This is a genomic window from Shewanella chilikensis (assembly GCF_002836945.1).
GTDB lineage: Bacteria > Pseudomonadota > Gammaproteobacteria > Enterobacterales > Shewanellaceae > Shewanella > Shewanella chilikensis.
In genome coordinates this window covers 43,281-63,159 of sequence record NZ_NIJM01000017.1, presented here as the reverse complement: position 1 = coordinate 63,159, position 19,879 = coordinate 43,281, and the positions used below count along the sequence as shown (strand labels likewise).

Annotated in this window: 15 protein-coding genes; 5 read left to right on the top strand and 10 right to left on the bottom strand. The window is 51.2% G+C overall.

Going from position 1 to position 19,879, the window contains the following annotated elements; genetic code table 11:
• Window positions 1-261: 261 nt before the first annotated feature.
• The 5 genes from CX651_RS08610 (at window position 262) to CX651_RS08590 (ending at window position 8,587) form a co-directional block, all read left to right on the top strand.
• Window positions 262-1,620, top strand: a complete 1,359-nt coding sequence (locus CX651_RS08610) for a YjiH family protein (protein ID WP_101055539.1) — start codon at window positions 262-264, stop codon at window positions 1,618-1,620.
• A 137-nt stretch (window positions 1,621-1,757) separates the two neighbouring features.
• Complete coding sequence (locus CX651_RS08605; protein WP_146225975.1) at window positions 1,758-5,408, top strand: two-component regulator propeller domain-containing protein; 3,651 nt, start codon at window positions 1,758-1,760, stop codon at window positions 5,406-5,408.
• A gap of 89 nt (window positions 5,409-5,497) precedes the next feature.
• Window positions 5,498-6,364, top strand: a complete 867-nt coding sequence (locus CX651_RS08600) for a UDP-2,3-diacylglucosamine diphosphatase (RefSeq protein ID WP_101055536.1) — start codon at window positions 5,498-5,500, stop codon at window positions 6,362-6,364.
• Window positions 6,365-6,379: 15 nt separating this feature from the next.
• Window positions 6,380-8,128: a GNAT family N-acyltransferase gene (locus CX651_RS08595; RefSeq protein WP_101055535.1), complete on the top strand. Its 1,749-nt coding sequence runs from the start codon at window positions 6,380-6,382 to the stop codon at window positions 8,126-8,128.
• Window positions 8,129-8,179: 51 nt separating this feature from the next.
• Complete coding sequence (locus tag CX651_RS08590) at window positions 8,180-8,587, top strand: CBS domain-containing protein (protein ID WP_071477011.1); 408 nt, start codon at window positions 8,180-8,182, stop codon at window positions 8,585-8,587.
• A 35-nt stretch (window positions 8,588-8,622) separates the two neighbouring features.
• Here the strand turns inward: CX651_RS08590 and CX651_RS08585 are convergent, their stop codons facing one another.
• The 10 genes from CX651_RS08585 to ileS form a co-directional block, all read right to left on the bottom strand.
• Entirely contained in the window at window positions 8,623-8,922 is a 300-nt protein-coding gene (locus tag CX651_RS08585) for a TapY2 family type IVa secretion system protein (protein ID WP_101055534.1), read from the bottom strand.
• The gene (locus CX651_RS08580; protein WP_101055530.1) at window positions 8,919-9,314 is read right to left on the bottom strand and encodes a type IV pilin protein; all 396 of its coding nucleotides are present in this window, start codon (window positions 9,312-9,314) and stop codon (window positions 8,919-8,921) included. Before CX651_RS08580 ends, CX651_RS08585 begins: the two co-directional genes overlap by 4 nt.
• Window positions 9,315-9,322: 8 nt before the next feature.
• Window positions 9,323-12,877 (bottom strand): pilus assembly protein, encoded by a 3,555-nt coding sequence (locus CX651_RS08575; protein WP_101055529.1) that lies wholly within the window; start codon window positions 12,875-12,877, stop codon window positions 9,323-9,325.
• Window positions 12,874-13,332: a PilX N-terminal domain-containing pilus assembly protein gene (locus CX651_RS08570; RefSeq protein ID WP_039034932.1), complete on the bottom strand. Its 459-nt coding sequence runs from the start codon at window positions 13,330-13,332 to the stop codon at window positions 12,874-12,876. Before CX651_RS08570 ends, CX651_RS08575 begins: the two co-directional genes overlap by 4 nt.
• 10 nt (window positions 13,333-13,342) lie before the next feature.
• On the bottom strand, window positions 13,343-14,317 hold the full coding sequence (locus CX651_RS08565) for a PilW family protein (RefSeq protein WP_101055528.1): 975 nt from the start codon (window positions 14,315-14,317) through the stop codon (window positions 13,343-13,345).
• A 4-nt stretch (window positions 14,318-14,321) separates the two neighbouring features.
• Entirely contained in the window at window positions 14,322-14,867 is a 546-nt protein-coding gene (pilV, locus tag CX651_RS08560; RefSeq protein WP_101055524.1) for a type IV pilus modification protein PilV, read from the bottom strand.
• 255 nt (window positions 14,868-15,122) lie between these two features.
• Window positions 15,123-16,076: a 4-hydroxy-3-methylbut-2-enyl diphosphate reductase gene (gene ispH, locus CX651_RS08555; RefSeq protein ID WP_039034882.1), complete on the bottom strand. Its 954-nt coding sequence runs from the start codon at window positions 16,074-16,076 to the stop codon at window positions 15,123-15,125.
• A 1-nt stretch (window position 16,077) separates the two neighbouring features.
• Window positions 16,078-16,500, bottom strand: coding sequence for an FKBP-type peptidyl-prolyl cis-trans isomerase (gene fkpB / locus CX651_RS08550; RefSeq protein ID WP_025887209.1), 423 nt, complete (start codon window positions 16,498-16,500; stop codon window positions 16,078-16,080).
• Window positions 16,501-16,505: 5 nt separating this feature from the next.
• Complete coding sequence (gene lspA / locus CX651_RS08545; RefSeq protein ID WP_101055523.1) at window positions 16,506-17,021, bottom strand: signal peptidase II; 516 nt, start codon at window positions 17,019-17,021, stop codon at window positions 16,506-16,508.
• Between the two features lie 11 nt (window positions 17,022-17,032).
• Window positions 17,033-19,858 (bottom strand): isoleucine--tRNA ligase, encoded by a 2,826-nt coding sequence (ileS, locus tag CX651_RS08540; protein WP_101055522.1) that lies wholly within the window; start codon window positions 19,856-19,858, stop codon window positions 17,033-17,035.
• Between the last annotated feature and the right edge of the window lie 21 nt (window positions 19,859-19,879).

Below are 19,879 nucleotides of genomic sequence, written 5' to 3'. Positions count from 1 at the left end.
AACTATTTAACTATTTATTTTTGAAGACTTTTTCATTAGGAACTGCTCAAACAATAATTACGCAAAGACTGCTAATAACTATGCTGTTGTGATCAAAGAGACAGAACTGACAGCGAATGAATTTACATAGCCGCATTAAGGGGGTAATCTTGCCCCCTTAAATTCTGGGGCTGGCTGAATGAAAATGCATCCAAAGCCAATATTGCCCCTGGCGAGTAATTTTTTACTCATTCATTAGTGTAAATTCAGGGTGTAACAAACGTGGCAAGCGAAAAACAACCCCGCAACATAGCAACCATACTCACCTTCCTGGTGCCATCTCTGCTCGGTGTCTTACTCTTTATGACACCTATCAGTTATAACAACGAACTGACGATCCCTGTAGCTGTGTTGGCCGGTGAACTTAAAAGTTTGCTCAATGATTATTTGACCGGCATAATTTGCGCCATAGTGGTATTTATGGCCACGGCCAGTGTGTTGGTAAAACTCCTTCGTCCCGGCTTCGTTCGCCACAGCAAGTTTCTCAATTCCCTGTTGAATATCAGCCCTGCCTGGCTCTTGGTCAGAGTGTTGGGAGCTATATTTATCTGCCTGACCTTCTTCCAGGTTGGCCCAGAGATGCTCAGAGCGGATTCCACCGGCGCCTTGGTGATGAATGACCTGCTGCCGCTGCTCTTCTGTGTGTTCTTTTTTGCCGGTATGTTCCTGCCTTTATTGCTCAACTTTGGCCTGCTGGAACTCTTCGGTACCTTGCTGACCAAATTGATGCGGCCGGTGTTCAACCTGCCGGGACGCAGCGCCATCGACTGCATGGCCTCTTGGCTCGGGGATGGCAGTGTCGGTATTCTGCTAACCAGTAAGCAGTATGAAAACCGCTTCTACACCCAACGTGAAGCGGCGGTTATCGGCACTACCTTCTCGGCAGTCTCCATCACCTTTACCCTTGTGGTGCTCACTCAAGTAAAACTGCAGGCGATGTTTGTGCCCTTTTACCTGACCGTCTGCCTGGCCGGTATTGTTGCCGCCATAGTTGTACCCAAGTTGCCGCCGCTGTCACGCAAGAAAGATGTCTATGTTGATGGCAGCCCCAGGCAGAAAGATGATGAGTCGCTGCCCGAAGGCCATAACTCCCTGTCCTGGGGGCTGGATCTGGCGCTCACCAAGGCAGCCAATACCGGCGGTATATTCAAGGTGCTCTCCGAAGGGATAAAGAATGTCATCGATATGATCTTCGGGGTGCTCCCTGTCGTAATGGCTATAGGCACCATAGCTTTGGTCATCGCCGAATACACCCCGGTATTTGACTATCTCGGCATGCCTTTTATTCCGCTGTTGGAATTGATGCAAATTCCCGAAGCCACCCAGGCCTCCAAGACCATAGTCGTTGGCTTTGCCGATATGTTTATCCCCTCAATTCTGGCCACCAGCATAGAAGCCGACATGACACGCTTTGTGATTGCGGCGCTGTCGGTCACCCAATTGATCTACATGAGTGAAGTAGGCGCCTTGCTTATCGGCAGCAAGATACCAGTGAAAATTTGGGAGCTGTTCGCCGTCTTCCTGCTGCGTACCCTGGTCACCCTGCCTGTCATTGCCGGGATGGCACATCTACTGTTCTAAAAGCCATTTAACCGGACTTCACGACAACGGCCGCTACATGTGGCCGTTTTATTTATAAGCACTAGAATGTGCTGACAAAATTCGCATTTGAGCCACCAGCATCTACACTGAAAAAAGTTCGTTTTTGAGGCTTTTCGGTGAAAATCTCTGCGCTTCTACTCCTTTTTACGGCACTTTGGTGTCTCGATAGCCTGACGCCGTCATTGGGCTATCGCCCCGTCCTTGAGCAATTTCAGGCCGAAGACGGCTTGTCGATGAATACTGTCAATGACCTCGCCACAGATGATCGCGGTCATCTTTGGATAGCCACTCAAGCCGGATTGAACCGTTTCGATGGTGAACACTTCAGGCTCTACAGTAAGCAAGACGCCCCCTACGGTCCCAGTGGCAATCACATTGAAAGGTTGCTGTTTTCAAGCCAAGATGAGCTGTGGTTGCTGACCTTGAGTGATGGCTTGAATCTTTATCATCCGGACAGTGGTCGCTTTGAAATATTGGGTGCCGAAGCCGATCTGCCGCTGACCGGGATCCGCGAGCTGGCAGAAGACAAGCAAGGCATGCTCTGGCTGCTGATGGATGATGCCAAGGTTTGGCGCTACGACCCCAAACGCCGCCAACGCCTGGGTAGCCAGCAGCTTCAGACCAATGCCGTTTCACAACTGAGGTTTTATGCAACGCCTTCCGGCGACTTGTATCTTGCAGGAGACTCGCTCTGGCAGCTGGATGACAGCAAGTCATGGCAACAGATGACAATATTGCCAGCACTTGCTCAAGTCGAGTCTCTGATACAGGCCAAAGACGGCAGTTTATGGCTCGCGGGCAAAGGAGCACTCTGGCACTGGTCTTTGGGAACCGAAGTTGTACCTTACTCCATCAACCAACTTGGCGATGCCGGCATTCGACATATGGTTTTGGATCCACAGCAACGGCTCTGGTTGGCGGTGGATAAATTCGGTCTAGTGCGGTTTACACCTCAAACCCGGGAGCTTCTTTGGCAACCAAACAGCGATGGCAAGACCATTCAGACGCTGCATCTGGATGACAGCAACCAACTTTGGATAGCAACCAAGGGAGCCGGTCTCGGTAAGCTGGATCTCAATCAGGAAGCCATGGGAAAACTGCTCCCCAACAGTTTCGAAAGCCACAACCTGGGTAATGGCGATGTCAGAGCGATTTTTCGCGATCATCTGGGGCAACTCTGGGTCGGCACCGCCAGCGGCCTTTATCAGGCACTGGAGTCTGACTCGGGCAAAATTCAAGGCTTCAAACCCTCGCCGCTGGCAAGCCAACTGCTGGATAAGGCCTTTATCGGTTTTATCAAAGAAGACAGTCAGGGCCGGCTGTGGATTGGCACCCGGGGCGAAGGCTTACTGATCTTCAATGCCGAGCGCGACAGCTATCTGCACTATCGCCATCAGGCCAATGAACCGGGCTCACTACCGGCCAACACCCTCTACAGTTTAACCTTTGATCAAAGTGGCATCGCCTGGATAGCCACCAAAGAAGCCGGAGTCAGCCGTTATCTTGGTATCGTAAAAGGCTTTGCCGCGCCGGATGCCACGCCGCTGCCAAAAACAGAAACCACCTCGATACTGGAGGATAACGGCGGCAATATCTGGATCACCAGTTACGGTGAAGGCCTATTCAGGCTCAAGCCGGATGGCAGTGTATCTCATTGGTCCACGGATACTGAAGTCCCTCTACCCAGCAAGCATCTGTTTTCCATCTACCAACATCCGGATGGACAGTTATGGGTAGCATCCAGCGACGGCGTATTCTCATTCAGCCCGGATAGCGGGCAGTATCAAATGTTTGACCGCCAACATGGCCTGATAGGCGATGTTGCCTACCTGATGCAACATGATGCCGACAACAAACTCTGGATTGGCAGCGCCAGCGGCCTGTCATGGCTGGATCCCGCAACAGGCACAAGCCGGAATTTTGCTTATGAAGATGGCTTGCAAGCCAACGAGTTCAACTTTGGTGCCGGGTTTCTCGATCGGGACGGTAGCTTGTTTCTCGGCGGTGTAAAAGGCCTCAACCATATTCAGCCCCCCGCTATAACCGCAAGGAAACCACCTGAGCAGCCGATCATAGATGAACTGCAGGCGCTGGGGCAGACACAAGAGCACGCACCAAAGACCTGGAGCCGACAGAAACTGGTTCTGGGGGTTGATGCCTTGCCGCTGAGTCTCAAATTCCACAGTCCGAACCTGCATCACGCCAGGCATCTTGAGTATCAATACAAACTCGAAGGCATGCAGCAGGAGTGGCTCAATACCCGGGGGGCCAGAACCGCCTTCTTTCCGGCGCTCAAACCCGGTGACTATCGCTTTATGGTCAGAGCCGTGGATATTGACGGCAATACCAGCCCGGCGCAGAGCCTGCAGCTGAGCATAACCCCCAGGCCCTGGCAAAGCCCCTGGGCTTATACTATTTACAGCTTATTGTTGCTGAGCCTGATATTTGGCTTTGCCTATAACAGGTGGCAGAAGTTTATTGAGCAACGAAAACTGCTGCAACAGGTGGCGAGCAGCGAGCAAAAGCTGCAACTGGCACTTATCGGCAGTGGCGATGAGTTTTGGGATTGGGATTTGCAGGCACAGGAGGCCAATCGCAATAACGCATTTCTCTGGTATCCCGAGCCCGAAACCCACCTGAAAGATACGTTGGAGCGCTGTGTCCATCCAGAGGACTTGCCGCTCATCTGGCCCGAGATTGATGCCTGCCTTCATAAAGGCCGGCAAGAATTTGAACTCAGCTATCGCGGCAAAACCCGTGATGAGCGCTGGCTTTGGGTACTCAATCGTGGCCGGGTCATGACCAGGGATCAAAAGGGGCGCCCTTTAAGGATTACAGGAACCATCAAGGATATTCAGAAACTGAAAGAAACCGAATCGGCACTGCGCCGCTTCAATCAGGAGTTGGAGCTGAGGGTTAAACAGCGCACTGAAGCGCTGCAACAGAGCAATGATGAACTGAACCACACCCTGGAAGCGTTACAACTGGCGCAGTCTGAACTGCTGGATAAGGAGAAAATGGCCACTCTGGGTGGTCTGGTTGCCAGCATCACCCATGAAGTCAACACTCCCATAGGTATCTGTGTCACCGCGGCTTCGCATCTGGCGGAGAATGTTAAAGCCTTCAACAAACGCTTTTACGCCGAGGATGTCGATCAGCAGGATTTCGAACAGTACCAGAATGAAGTGGTCGACTGCAGCCGTCTGATGCTGACCAACCTGGAGCGCGCCGCCAAGCTGATCCGCAGCTTCAAACAACTCTCCGTCGATCAGTCCCATGAAGAACTGCGGGAATTTAACCTGGGGCACTATCTGGATGAGATTTTCCTGTCGCTCAACCCCATGCTGCACCGCTCGCCTCACAAGTACAGCTATCAATGCCCAGCCGACATCACCCTCAACTCCACTCCGGGCGTCTTTTACCAAATTATCAGCAACCTGTTTACCAATTCGCTGGTACACGCCTTTCCAGAAGGAAGCGAGGGACAGATGTCGCTTGATGTCAACCGTAGCGATTGTGGTATAGAGCTTGTCTATCGTGACGATGGCTGCGGCATGAATACCGAGGTACAACAGAATATTTTTGTTCCCTTTTTTACCACCAAACGTGGTCAAGGCGGCAGTGGTCTGGGAATGAACATAGTTTATAACCTGGTGACTCAAGTGCTTGGCGGCGAGATCCGTCTGATCAGTGCGCCGGGGCATGGCAGCGAGTTTCGCATCATATTGCCCTATGATATCGAGGCAAGTTCCAGGGCGTCACAATAAGGTCATCAAGACGTCACTTCAAGGTCAAATAGCTGACTTAGAGTCTTTCACAGTCAAACCCGTTTCACTGGTTTTATCCAGGAGCCGCGATGAAAGGCAGCAAGTCATTGGTCAACAAACCATCGACATTTCACCCATACTCCCGCCGCGCAGCCGAGTCTGTCACCAAGCTCAACGCCCTCTGGCTCTCGGATATTCACCTGGGCAGCATTGACTGCAAGGCCGAATACCTGTTGCATTTCCTAAACAGCGTTCAACCCAAGGTGCTGTATTTGGTGGGGGACATAGTCGACATCTGGGCCCTCAAACGCCGGGTATTCTGGCCCGAGAGTCACAACCAACTGCTGCAAAAACTGCTGCAGATGACGCAGAGCGGCATCAAACTTGTGTATCTGCCCGGCAACCATGACGAGCTGTTTAAGGACTACCACCAGCTGCAACTCGCCGATGTCATTATCAGCAAAGAGTACCGACATCAAACCCTGAGCGGCAAAACCCTGCTAATGCTGCATGGCGATCAGTTTGACTCCGAAGTCTGTATCGGCCGTATCACCGCCCGTCTCGGCGATCACCTCTACGATGTCTTGATGTTTCTTAACCGCCATCTGCACAAGGTTCGCCGCCGTCTCGGTTATCCCTATTGGTCTTTGGCCGGCTTTATCAAGCAAAGAGTCGGCAAGGCTCAACAAGCCATCAACAGTTTTCGCGAAGCCGTAGTGCGCTATGGTCGCAAACAGAAGGTGGACGGCATCATCTGTGGTCATATTCACCAGCCTGAGCTCACGGAAATGAGCGGCTTTATCTATGCCAATGATGGTGACTGGGTAGAGAACTGCACCCTATTGACTGAAACCCTTGAGGGCGAACTGCAACTCGAGCGCTGGAATGAACAACTGGGCCGGACCGAAGTACTGAAACGCTTCGCCTGGCAGGGACAAGAACAACAAGCTGCTTAAATCAGGTACCCCATTATGATGTTTACCGTCGATAAAGTCGTGGAATCCAATCTGCCCAATATCAACAGCAAGCCTTGGCTCGCCAAGCCAACCAAGGCCTTACTGCGTTATCTGCTCAATGAGCGGGAGTGCAATGATATCGCTGGCCAATTCAGTTTTCTCAAGGGCGTGGATTTTGTTGAACAAGTGCTGGAAAGCTTTGCCGTCAGCTATACGGTGCCGGACAGTGAGGTGGAAAACATTCCCCATCAGGGCCGGGTCGTTATCTTCGCCAATCATCCGATAGGTTCGCTGGATGCTCTGGTGCTGATAAAACTTATCAGCGAAGTCAGGCCTGACATTAAAGTGGTTGCCAACGAGCTGCTGATGACACTGACGCCACTGCACAACATCCTGCTGCCGGTTCGCAATATGACTGGCGGAACCCCCAGACAACACCTGGAGAAGATCCATCAACATTTGCGCAGTGAAGGCGCCTTGCTCATTTTTCCATCGGGTGAGGTTTCCCGGCTCAGACCAAACGGCATTCGCGATACACAGTGGCAGACCGGCTTCCTGAAGATGGCTATCAGCTGCAATGCGCCGCTGCTGCCCATGTATGTCGATGCCAAGAACTCGGCCACCTTTTACGGCGCTTCCATGTTATATAAACCTTTGGCTACTCTGCTATTGGTCAAGGAGATGTTTAAACAAGCCAGTAACACTTTGCCGGTGCGTATCGGCGAGCTTATCCCGGCCGAAGCGGTCAGCGGCAGTGACTTCCCGCTCAAAACCCGGGTCAGTCTGCTGAAGAACCACCTCTATCGCATCGGCAAGAACCGCAGCCCACTGTTCAACACCCAAAGCGCCATCGCCCATCCGGAAAAACGTCGTGAATTGCAACAGGCTTTATTGCTGTGCGAGCAGCTTGGCCAAACTCAGGATGACAAGCAGATTTTCCTCTACCGCCATCAGGGCTGCAGCCCTGTGATGCGGGAAATAGGTCGGTTGCGGGAACTGGCTTTTCGCGCCGTGGGTGAAGGTACGGGAAAACGCAGAGACATAGACAAGTACGACTCCAGTTATCTGCACCTGGTGCTATGGGATCCCAAGGAGCTGGAAATAGTCGGCGCCTACCGCTTTGCCGAAGTTGCGAACTTGCACAGCGCCGGAGAAAGCCTCTACAGTGAGTCACTGTTTCACTATCAAACAGAATTTGCGCCCTATTTCGCCAAGGGCCTGGAACTCGGCCGCAGCTTTGTACAGCCTAAATATTGGGGAAAGCGCAGTCTCGATTACCTCTGGTACGGCATAGGTGCCTTTCTGGCTCGTCATCCCGGCTACCGCTATCTGTTCGGGCCGGTGACCATAAGCAACCAACTGCCGGCACCAGCCAAGGAGATGTTAGTACACTTCTACCTGCAGCAGTTTCCCTGTAAAACACAACTGGCACAGTCTTTCGCGCCTTTTGGTCTGTCACCTGAGCGCCAGACTGAGCTGGACAAACTCTATATCGATTCAGATTATCAAGACGCGTTTAAACAGCTCAAGCAGACCCTTGCCAGTATGGGAGCCGCAGTGCCTACTCTCTACAAGCAATACGGCGAACTTTGTCAGCCTGATGGGGTGCGCTTCCTCGCCTTTGGAGTGGATGCCGACTTTGCCGACTGTATCGATGGCTTGGTGCTGGTAGACTTGGACAAACTCAAGTTCAAAAAACGCAGCCGCTATATCGATTGCCATCTGCAGGAGCTCAATCAGCAAGATGAAAATGCTCTGAGTTAGCATTATTGACAGGGCTCTGATATAACAAAGAAAAGGTTATGGAGGATCCCTATGCAGCTCTGCATCGCCGATATCATGATCACCCGGGTTGTCACAGTGGAAATGGACGATCGCCTGAGTGTGGCCAAAGAGATATTTCATCATGCAGGCTTTCATCACTTACTGGTAGTGAATGATGAAGGCAAGCTGGAAGGCGTCCTGTCCGAGCGCGATCTGCTGCGAGCCTTAAGCCCCAACCTTGGCAGCGATACCGCCAGCAGCAGAGATCTGGAAACCCTCAATAAGCGGGCACACCAAGTAATGAGCCGTAACCCTGTAACCGTTGCGCCCCACGTAGGCCTGGCGCAGGCTTCCAGGCTCTTATTGGAGAAAGATATAGGTTCACTGCCGGTACTGGAAGACGGCGAAATTGTCGGTATAGTGACCTGGAAGGATCTATTACGAGCCTATTGCTGTTAACCCGAACAAGCTCAAGTGTCATGACTTAGGGAAAGTTATCTTAGAGTCATCTCATCCAACTTACGGGCCTTCTCAGAGCTGAATGCTTCCTTGAGCAACACACACTCTCTGGCTTCCCTGATAAAGTAACGCTTACCGCGGGCATCCTTTAACGACTTACCGCTCAAACGTGCCATAAATAGCTGCTGCTTGTCCAAGTCCCAGCGATAAAAGGCGATTTGCTCTCCCTTACTGGTAATCAAGTGACACTTAACATCCTGCCGATCGGCGGCTTGGGCTGTAAATAGCATACCGGGCAGCAGCAGGAGCAAACCATATTTAATTGATCTAATCATTTCCAACACTCCGTTGAAGCACCACTTTTAATCCCGGCATCGGTCAAGGTCAGCGTTTTACACTTACTGTCGCGGCTGGCCTGCGCTCCTTGTGCCGTTGCGGTCAGGGTGAAATCCGCTGTGCCGGTTGACGCGATACTGTAATGACCACTCTCAGTAATAAAGGGACTGGCATTGAGCCCCAGTTTGGTCATATCCGTGGCATAAGTGCGATTATCCAAATAGTATTGCTCCTGCAGATTGGCCAGTCGCATCAAGGCCGCATGAGCCTCGGAGCGAGTACTCTTGGCAATGTACTGCACATAAGATGGATAAGCGATAGACGCCAGTATGCCGATAATGACCACAGTGATCATGACTTCTATCAGGGTAAAACCCGCTGGTCTTTTCATCTCTTATCCTACTCATTTACATGGTAATAAATCTTGTTGGTAGTCAGACCCGTCTCCAATGCCACTGTACCTGAACAGTTTTCACCGGTTTCATCACACTCACCGCGACCAATAATCAAGGCAGCATCTGGATTGTCCGGATTATCCGGATCATCAGGATCTTTGGGCGGGGTAATAATTTTGGGCGGCTGAGGAATACAATCTTCACACACTTCCAAAAACTCATAGTTGTAACGCCCACCTTTATGCAGATCATAGCGGTATAAACGCCCAGTCGAGGAGATAAGACAACTGTCTGCAGTTTCCGGTGTTGTTTGCGCGGGTACAAAGGAGGTGAAATAAACGTCACCCTTAATAATGGCCGAAGGCGACAGGCTCTTTTCCCCGGCAATGGAGAAATTACGGAACCAACCCAGCTTGGTACCAAATTCAATATTCTCACTGTCGCTGCTCGGAGCCGCCGATGTCACGTCATAGAGGTTGGTCAAGGTAATGGGACTAGGAACAGTCGCGCCGGAGCCGCCAAAAGTCTTGGTCACCACATGACGATCCTGTAGCACAAAGAACATATCCTCCACGGCGCTGTCCAAAGGTGAGGCCCGGTTACCACTGCCCAAAGTCACAGCATCGTAAGGTACATTTTGATAGGCCGTAGTCGTGCTGGTATTACCATCAGCATCTGTCACTGTCACCTGGGTGACATTGGTAAATACCGTCTGAGCAACCACTGGTTCATAGAAAAAACGACGATCAGAAGAAGCCAGCGCACCTCCCAAAGAGGCAAACTTAAAGCCACTCCAACTGGCGGTATTTTCAGAGGGCATATCCATGCGCCAGACATTACCGCCAAGGTCTGCGGCATACAGCCTGTCAGTTGCGCCATCGCTGTTGCTATCGAGGGTGGCAATTGAACCGGCAATACTGTGCTCTATGCCGGTCAAAGCCGTGTTGCCATCAACACCAAAACTATGCTGAAGTTTCCCGGTTTCGGCATCGACCAGGTACACATTGCGGCCATCTGAGTTACTGCCTGTGTTGGCGTCATAGCCCAGATTGTAACCACCGCCGAAGATCACTACAGGGTTATCTGACCCCGGCACCTTAGTCACAACAGGTGTCGACCAAGTTTGTCCCAAGTTTGCAAAACCGGCGCTACTGCTGTCAATCCGCCACATCAGTATAGGTGAATCCGGTGCGGTAACATCGAAGCCATAGTAAGCACTCCCGCCCCGACGCATACCGAAGAATAGCCAGGCCTTGGTAATAACACCCGACTCATTGCGCTCCAAATAGGAAACCGGCGAACCATCTATGCCATAAACACTGTGGCCATTGGCATAACTGTTATCCCTGAGCTCCTGCACATTACTGAGAAACTCATAGGGCATAAAGGCCCAACTCTCTTCAACACTGCTACCTGTATCTTTAAAGGCATGCAACATACCATGGTTGGTGCCAACGAAAATGCGCACATTGGTGCTATCACCGCTACTAAAATCAATGGCTAGTGGTTGCGAGTGCATGGGGTCACCCATGATATCGCCGCGAACCCCATTATAATCGTCAGAGGTAAACTCGTCATTTTCATCTATATCGACATTTTTCCCCTTGATCCACTCAAAGGCTTTTTCAAGCTCAGCGCTTTCAGTACCGGCGGCCACACTCATGTTCATATGGGCCAACAAGTCAATGTCACCACCGGCATAGCTGGAAGCCTGGTTCTTACTCAAAATTGCCAGGTCACCACCTACCTTGATGTTACTGTAGATAGTACGGCTATCAGGCACTATGGTTCTGGCCGCCCCGCCTTCCTGTACATCGTTACCATCAGGGTCCGGAGAGCAGCTACTCCATAGACTACAGGCCGAATCAGAAATACCACCTGTTTTTGAAATGGCTGCTTCACCATTGGCATCTATCAAAACCCCTGAGGGATTAACTTTTAACTTTTTCAAATTGCCGACCCATCTGGGTCCTTGAGATGGACGAAACAGCGCATAATAAGCTGAGTCCAGGGTCCGAGTTGGGTCAGCATTACTAAAGGCCACCCCGGGCGCCGAAAACCTTTGGCCTTCATCCGTGATACTGTCAAGCACATTACTGAAGGCTTGCTGCAAATCGGCCACACTGTTGGCGGTATAATAATGGCCGTTACCTCTCCTGGCCGTCTCTTCCAGCAAAGGCTCAGCGGCAGAACCTTCCTCGAGCGCAAAGCCTATAGTGTGAGTCACCACCCGTTGAAACTTTTCCGTATCCGGCAGTATATCGTTATGCGCCATATAGCTGGCCAACGCCGGCAGATAGCTGATTTCTTCGCCATTATTACCTATGAAAGTATAAGGAAAGTAATTTCCCTCGTCATTCGCCTCATTGACAAGAGAAGTAATCTTATCGTTAGCCGAAGCATCCAAGGTAGGCACACCATCGGTAATATAAATGATATAAGCAATATCACTACAAACACTCATTGGAGACAGGTAACTACCATTATCCTCTACATTTATATCGTATGGGGGTCGATTAGGAGTGTAATGTATGCCATTCCCATCATACTTAAAGTCACTATGACCAAAAGTAATGGGGCCACCACTGAAATACTGATAGGCTTCAAACAAAGTTTCACAAAGTGGAGTGTTGGTTTCAGCCGGTAGATTTTCAATTGTATTAAGCAGAACGTCTTTCTGTGATGCGGTGCGATTACGAATACCGGCAATGATTCGGCCGCCATCTCGCTGCCCTTCCACATCATAATTCATATTAAATACTGCCAGGCCGAAATCAACCGACGGCATAGAGCTAATCACCCCGGAAATCGCAGTTTTTGCAATATCCAACCGGCTAAGATCCTGAACATCATCCAGTAAATCGTTCTTATAGCGGGTATACCAACGTAGATAATTATCTGTGTAGAGGGTTACCAACTCACCTTGATTGAAGCCAAGTTTTTCAGCATTTTCCAACGCCGCAGCATCTGTACCACCATATGGCTGATAATTTTTATTATTTCCAACGCTATTTTGTGGGTAGCCATCAGGATACACGTCATTATTGCTTGCTTTACCTCCTGCAATATCTTCCCAGCAATCAATCGGGTTGTTCCTTTCTGCACCACTGTTTTCCTTAATAGGTTGCCAAGTACCCGCGCCGTTGCCGGAAAACACAAACTCCCGGATATAACCGGTAAAACGACCATAAGTATCCAGAGCTTCTTGGGCTACAGCGCAACCATTAAGAAGCTGATTGAAGCGGCGCGACTCCGAGGGGCTGTCCGGTACGGGTAATGCGCTTTCATCCATTCCGGAGCCAACGGTAAAGTAGATCAACCGCTCATCATAGGAATGGGAAGAACCTACGGGAAGATACTCTTCGTCAGGATCGTACCCACCTGGCACTCCTGTTTCTATAGTATCCATGGACGCTGAGTTATCAAAGATAATCAACACCTTGGCTCGCCCTTGATTAGGAGGAGGTATCAGGTATAGGTCTGTATCATCGGCAGAAACCTGCCCGGAAGAGCCCACCAGCACAAACAACAAACCGCATAAACACTTTTTGAGTTTCATGATCCGCTCCCGTTAAGCACTTCCTGCTCAACCCCTTCGATAACTGTCAGTTGTCCAAGATTATCCCGCCCATACTGCACTTGGCTTGAAACCTCAACTCGCCGGCACTTAATAAGATCTGTACCGCTGGCAGCTCTGCTCCGTTGACAGGCAACATTCTTGGCGTCCACAGTGCCATCACTCTTCAATGGCAAAGGTGTCAAAACCTGACTACCACCCAAAAAACTATTATCATCATCAACCGCTGTCATCGTTGCCAATTCTGCCTGGCTCTTGGCGTTCAATACCGCCTGCAGCCCACCATCGGCCAAGGCTTTGGCTTCCACCCGCTCGGCACCGGCGCCGGCCATACGCAGCGACTGACTGGAGTTAACCGCCAGTGCCACACCAATTAAGGTCAAAATAATCAGGAGGATAAGTGCAAAAAAAAGTACAACTCCCCGCTGCTGCCTTATCTTCATCTACTTAATTCCTTATCAACACCGGGTTTTCAAGTACCACAGTGGTCGAAACCACCTTACGGCGGAAGTGATCAGGTTTTACATTGTCATTCTCGTCTGGCCTTGGGTATGTAATTGTTTTATCACCTATTTGATAGGTATTCTCATTTGTATATGCCTTGTCCTCTGCAACTGAACGTACCAGTAAAAAGACTCTCAAGGCCACAATTCGCTGAAACAGCTGGTTATCCCACATTAGATCCGTCACACTCTGCACCGGCATAAAGCTATCGGCTGTGTCATCACCATCCTCATCAAACCCATAGAGAATGCGCATATTCTCTATGCCTTCGACCAAGGGTTCGTCCACATCCATTCCACTTTTAGAAAGTGATTTACGGGTCAGAACCGGCACGCCGTTGTTGTCTTTGATAAAGTAGACATGGTGTTGATATTCCCACACCCTTTGGTTTTCAAGGCCAGGATCTGTATCGTTAAAAAACACCGCCTGGCTGGCCGTTGTCGCTACCCGAAAACCACCGCCGGTACCGGGAGGCCCCACCAGACGTTTAATCTGAATCACATCTGTCCTATCAATCACTGAACTGACACAGCTCAGTGAGCCGGTACTCACCCCGGCCTCATAGCCCCAAAGACGTCTGAAGTGGGCAGGTTTATCATTAGGCAGAGTGGCGTTGTTGAGCCCCTCGCCGGAGCAATCTGTCCCAACTGTATTATCGACCCGAGTGTTGGTATCCAGCACAAAGTCTGTACCCGTCATATCTCCGAAGAAACCTACCTGGCTCAGATCCGGCACCATGATAGCCAGCGCGATACGGCCATTTTCCTGCAACTGATTGAACTGCCCTGTGGTAGTAACATTGGTGGCAGACATACTGAACATGGCAAACAAACCTAGCGTCAGAAACAGGCTGATAACCATTGCCACCATGAGCTCAACCAGAGAAAAGCCCGACTGCTTTGAATTTGTTACTCTCATCGCCTTAACCTTGGTTAATCACAGTCTTGAGGATAAAAACCCGCCGACGCTTCCCCAGGCTATCGCCGCAGTCAGTCGCTTCATAAGCGGTGCCGGCGGTTTCCTGAATGCCTCGCCATGCCATCACGATAGTGACATCACTGCCATCGACAGTCAGACAAGCAGTGGCGCTATCGAGGCCACCGACATTCCGGCTATCTGCCTTTTCAGCAGCGCCGGTAAAAAGCTCCTGCCATTGGTAAAGATCCCAAGCCAAAGTCTCGGCAGCTGTGCAGGTCACAGTGGCGCCAAGGCCCACATCGCAGGATTTAGCCGGGGCAGTTTCGCCCCCATCATAGGAGCCCTCATAACTACTCAAAACCTTGTTATTGAGCTTCATTCGATTGAGGATATCGTTGGCAAAATATGCCGCCTGAGTCTGTTGAAATGATTCAAAACTGGCGCGCTTGGCGACTATATGTAAATTAAATATCCCGATAAGCCCTATCACCAAAATGACGAGCGCTACCATAACCTCAATCAGAGAGAACCCCTCCCTGCGTTTTTTCATAGGTGTCAAATCTCCAGACAGCGCCATGTTTTTGACAATAAATTCAGCCTATTAGTTCTTTAATATCTTATAGTTAGCTAAACGCAACAATAATACCTGTTAATGATAGTTGAGTCGAATGTAAATCGCCAGTAACAAGCATCGCTAATAAATTCAAGCCTGATAAGAAGTATTTTTTCCATAAAAAAAAGAGGCTTAGATAGCCTCTTTTTAAAATGCTGTTCGCTTAAATAAGCGCGATAAACTCGCGGTTTCTTACCTTAGCTCAACCGGCACGGCAAATACTGTGTCTTCCTTGCGCCCTTCCACTTCGGTCACCACGCTCGGCGCCAGTTTGGCTATAGCCTCAACAACCTGCTGCACCAACACCTCAGGAGCAGAAGCCCCGGCAGTAACCGCAACCTTGCTGACACCATCAAACCACTCACGTTCGACATCATCGGCATTATCGACCAGATAGGCCTGAGTGCCAGACTTGAGCGCCAATTCCCGCAGTCTGTTGGAATTGGAGCTGTTTTTGGAGCCAACCACAATCAGCAAGTCCACATCCTGGGCCATTTTACGTACCGCATCCTGACGGTTTTGGGTCGCATAACAGATATCGTCTTTCCTGGGCCCTTCAATCGAAGGGAATCGCTTCTGCAGCGCGGCAATAATATCCAGGGTATCATCCACCGACAGCGTGGTTTGGGTAACAAAGCAAAGGTTGTCCGGCTCTTTCACCTGCAATGCATCCACGTCGGCCGGAGACTCAATAAGATAAACACCGCCCTCCGGGTTATCGTACTGCCCCATGGTGCCTTCCACTTCGGGATGGCCGGCATGACCGATAAGAATGCACTCAATCCCCTTGCGGCTGGCACGAGTCACCTGCAAATGCACCTTGGTGACCAGAGGACAAGTGGCATCAAACACCTTAAGACCACGACGCTTGGCCTCATTGCGCACCGCCTGCGACACCCCATGGGCACTGAAAATCACTATGCTGTTGTCGGGCACCTGATCCAGTTCATCGACAAAAATCGCCCCGCGCTGCTTGAGATCTTCAACTACATAACGGTTATGCACTACTTCATGGCGCACATAGATAGGCGGGGAAAAGAGTTCCAGCGCCCGTTCCACTATGCTGATAGCCCGGTCAACACCGGCACAGAAGCCTCTGGGGTTGGCCAGCAATATGTTAAGACCGGTAGATTTTGCTACTGACATATCAAAGCTCCTGCAATACTTCCAGTTCGAAGGTCACCTGATGGCCCGCCAGCGGATGGTTAAGATCGACTGTTACAGAATCACCGGCTATCTCCCGCACGATTCCGGGTATTTCACTACCGCCAGGGCCAGCAAAGCTGACAATAACCCCAGGCTCCAGCGTCATATCTGCCGGAAATCGGCTGCGATCCAGATGATGAATGGCGTCGGGATTGGACTCGCCGAAAGCATCGGCAGGGGCCAAGGTAAAGCTGTGATTATCGCCGGTTTTCAGCTTAAGGAGCTCAGCTTCAAACGCCGGGCTCAAACTGCCGTCGCCAATATTGAGCCTGGCAGGTTTACCGGAGGCTTTGGTACTGTCGGCGGTCGAACCGTCTTCCAGCAGGATATTCAGGTGGCACAAGAGGGATTTTACATCAGACATCTGCGTTACTCCTTGGCTTCATTCTGCTTGGAAGCGGCCTTGTCACCGCCGAAAAATGAATCCCAGATGATCAGGACTGCGCCAACACAAATAGCCGAGTCAGCGATATTGAATGCCGGATAGTGGCTGGTTTTCCAGTAGAAATCGAGGAAATCCACCACAAAACCATGCATCAGACGATCGACAAGATTTCCCAGCGCGCCGCCAATCACCAGAGTATAAGCCAGGTTTAGGCGCCACAATCCAGCCGATTGCCGTCTAAGCCAAACGGTCAGCAACACACTGAAGCCGACGGCGACGGCGGTGAACAACCAACGCTGCCAGCCACCGGCATCACTAAGGAAGCTGAAGGCTGCGCCGTAGTTGCGCACATAGGTCAGATTAAAAAAAGGCAACAGCTGCACCGACTCATACAGCTTGAAGTTACCCAATACCCACTGTTTGGACAGCTGGTCAGCCAAAAAAGCCAACACAGCCACCCAATACCAGCGCAGGCCACTTTGTTTCCAGTCTGCGGGCATGTTTATTATCCTCAGGCGAACAGGCGTTGTTCACCTTCTCCTTCGATATTGGTCACACAGCGGCCACACAGCAGTGGATGCTCAGCGATCTGGCCAACGTCTTCTCTGTGGTGCCAGCAGCGGTCACACTTGGCCGCTTCGGACTTGGCGACGCAGAGCTTAAGTGATGCCAGTTCAGTTTCACGGGCATCGGCAGGTGCATCGGCAAGCGGCTTGACCACAGCCTTGGAGGTCAGCAGCACAAAGCGCAGCTCGTCACCCAGTTTGGCCAAAGCTTCAGTCAGCGCTGCATCGGCAAACAGAGTTACCTCGGCTTCCAGCGCGCCGCCGATCAGTTTATCGCGGCGGCCCTGCTCCAGCGCCTTGTTGACTTCATCACGAACCTGCAGCAACTGAGCCCAGTATTCATCACTCAGATCTGAGTCCAACTGTACGGCCTTGAGGCCCTGGAACCATTCCTGAGTAAACACATAGGCGTCACGCTTACCCGGCAGCAACTGCCAGATTTCATCGGCAGTGAAGCTGAGGATAGGGGCAACCCAACGCACCATGGCTTCGGCAATCAGATACAGAGCCGACTGACAACTGCGACGGGCGTGACCATCACGCTTGGCGGTATACTGTCTGTCCTTGATGATATCCAGATAGAAGCTGCCCAATTCAACCGAGCAGAATTGCATCAGCTTCTGGGTCACTATGTGGAAGTTGTAAGCATCATAGGCTTCCAACAACTCTTCCTGCAGCTTGGCAGCGCGGCGCACCACCCAGCGATCCAGCGCCACCATGTCTTCGATGGCGATCATGTCTGTCTCTGGCTCAAAACCGCTCAGGTTGGCCAGCAGGAAGCGGGCTGTGTTACGGATACGGCGATAAGCATCGGCGCTACGGTTGAGGATCTCATCGGATACCGTCATTTCACCGCTGTAGTCGGTAGAAGCCACCCACAGACGCAGAATATCGGCGCCCAGTTTGTTGGTTACCTGCTGTGGTGCAATCACATTGCCGATAGACTTGGACATCTTGCGGCCCTTGCCATCCACGGTAAAGCCGTGAGTCAGTACCTGCTTGTAAGGAGCCTTGCCGTTCATGGCAGTTGAAATCATCAGTGATGACATAAACCAACCACGGTGCTGATCCGAGCCTTCCAGATAGAGGTCAATTCCCTGCCCCTGGAATTCAGGGCGGGCGGCAACCACTGATGAGAAGGTCGAACCTGAGTCATACCAAACATCCAGAGTGTCGGTCACTTTGCGGTATTGGGCCGCATCTTCACCCAGGATCTCAGACTCATCCAGATCCCACCAGGCTTGAATGCCCTGCTGCTCAATGCGATGAGCAACACGCTCCATCAAGGCCACGCTGTCTGGATGCAGCTCTTCGGTTTCCTTGTGAACAAACAGAGTGATAGGCACGCCCCAGGTACGCTGGCGCGAGATACACCAGTCAGGACGGTTCTCGACCATCTTCTCAATCCGGCTCTGTCCCCAATCCGGGATCCACTGGGTTTGCTCAATTTCACCCATAGCTTGAGTACGCAGCCCTTTGTTATCCATGGAGATAAACCACTGCGGTGTGGCACGGAAGATAATAGGAGTCTTGTGGCGCCAGCAGTGAGGGTAGCTGTGACGATAAGCTTCGCGGTGCAGCAAGGCACCTTTTTCCTGCAGCAGCGCCACAATTTCATCATTGGCCTTGAACACATGTTTGCCGGCAAACAGCGGGGTATCCGCCTTGTAAACGCCGTTATCACCCACAGGATTAGCCACTTCCAGACCATACTGCTGGCCAACCACAAAGTCGTCCTGACCGTGTCCAGGTGCTGTGTGTACCACACCGGTACCTGATTCTGTGGTTACGTGATCGCCAAGAATCGCCGGTACACTGAAATCATAGAAAGGGTGCTGGAACTGCATCAACTCAAGCTCGGCACCTTTGGCACGACCAAGGATCTGATGGCTCTTAACTCCATAACGGGCGATACAGCTTTCCACCAGGGCTTCAGCCAGAATAACGGCTTGCTTGGCGCCGTCTTCAGACTCTACCTCTACCAGCACATAGTCCAAATCCGGGCTCAGAGACAGCGCGCGGTTGGCAGGCAAGGTCCAGGGAGTAGTGGTCCAGATAACCATGGAGACTTGGGCTTGGTAGGCGTCAACACCAAAAGCGGCCAGAACCTTAGCCTTGTCCGCAGCGGTAAAGGCCACGTCTATAGCCGGTGAAGTCTTGTCTTCATATTCCACTTCGGCTTCGGCCAGGGCAGAACCACAGTCGGTACACCAATGCACCGGCTTAACCCCTTTGTGCAGGTGGCCGTTATCAATCACTTTGGCCAATGAGCGAATGATGTTGGCCTCAGTGCTGAAATCCATGGTCAGGTAAGGTTTAAACCAGTCACCGAGCACACCGAGACGGATAAAGTCATTGCGCTGACCATCCACCTGTTTGGCGGCATACTTACGGCACTCGTCACGAAACTCGGCGGCAGAGATTTTCTGCCCTGGCTTACCCACTTTCTGTTCTACCTTGAGTTCAATCGGCAGACCATGACAATCCCAACCGGGAACGTAAGGCGCATCAAAGCCAGACAAAGTCTTGGATTTGATAATAATATCTTTGAGGATCTTGTTAACTGAGTGACCAATATGAATATCGCCATTCGCATATGGAGGGCCATCGTGCAGAACGAAAAGCTTGCGGCCAATACGGCTATCACGGATCTGTTGGTACAGATTCTCCTCGGTCCAGCGTTTCAACATCTCTGGCTCGCGATTTGCCAAATTACCACGCATCGGAAACTCGGTTTCCGGCAAATTCAAAGTTGATTTATAGTCGCTCATTGATCCTAATACCATTAATTT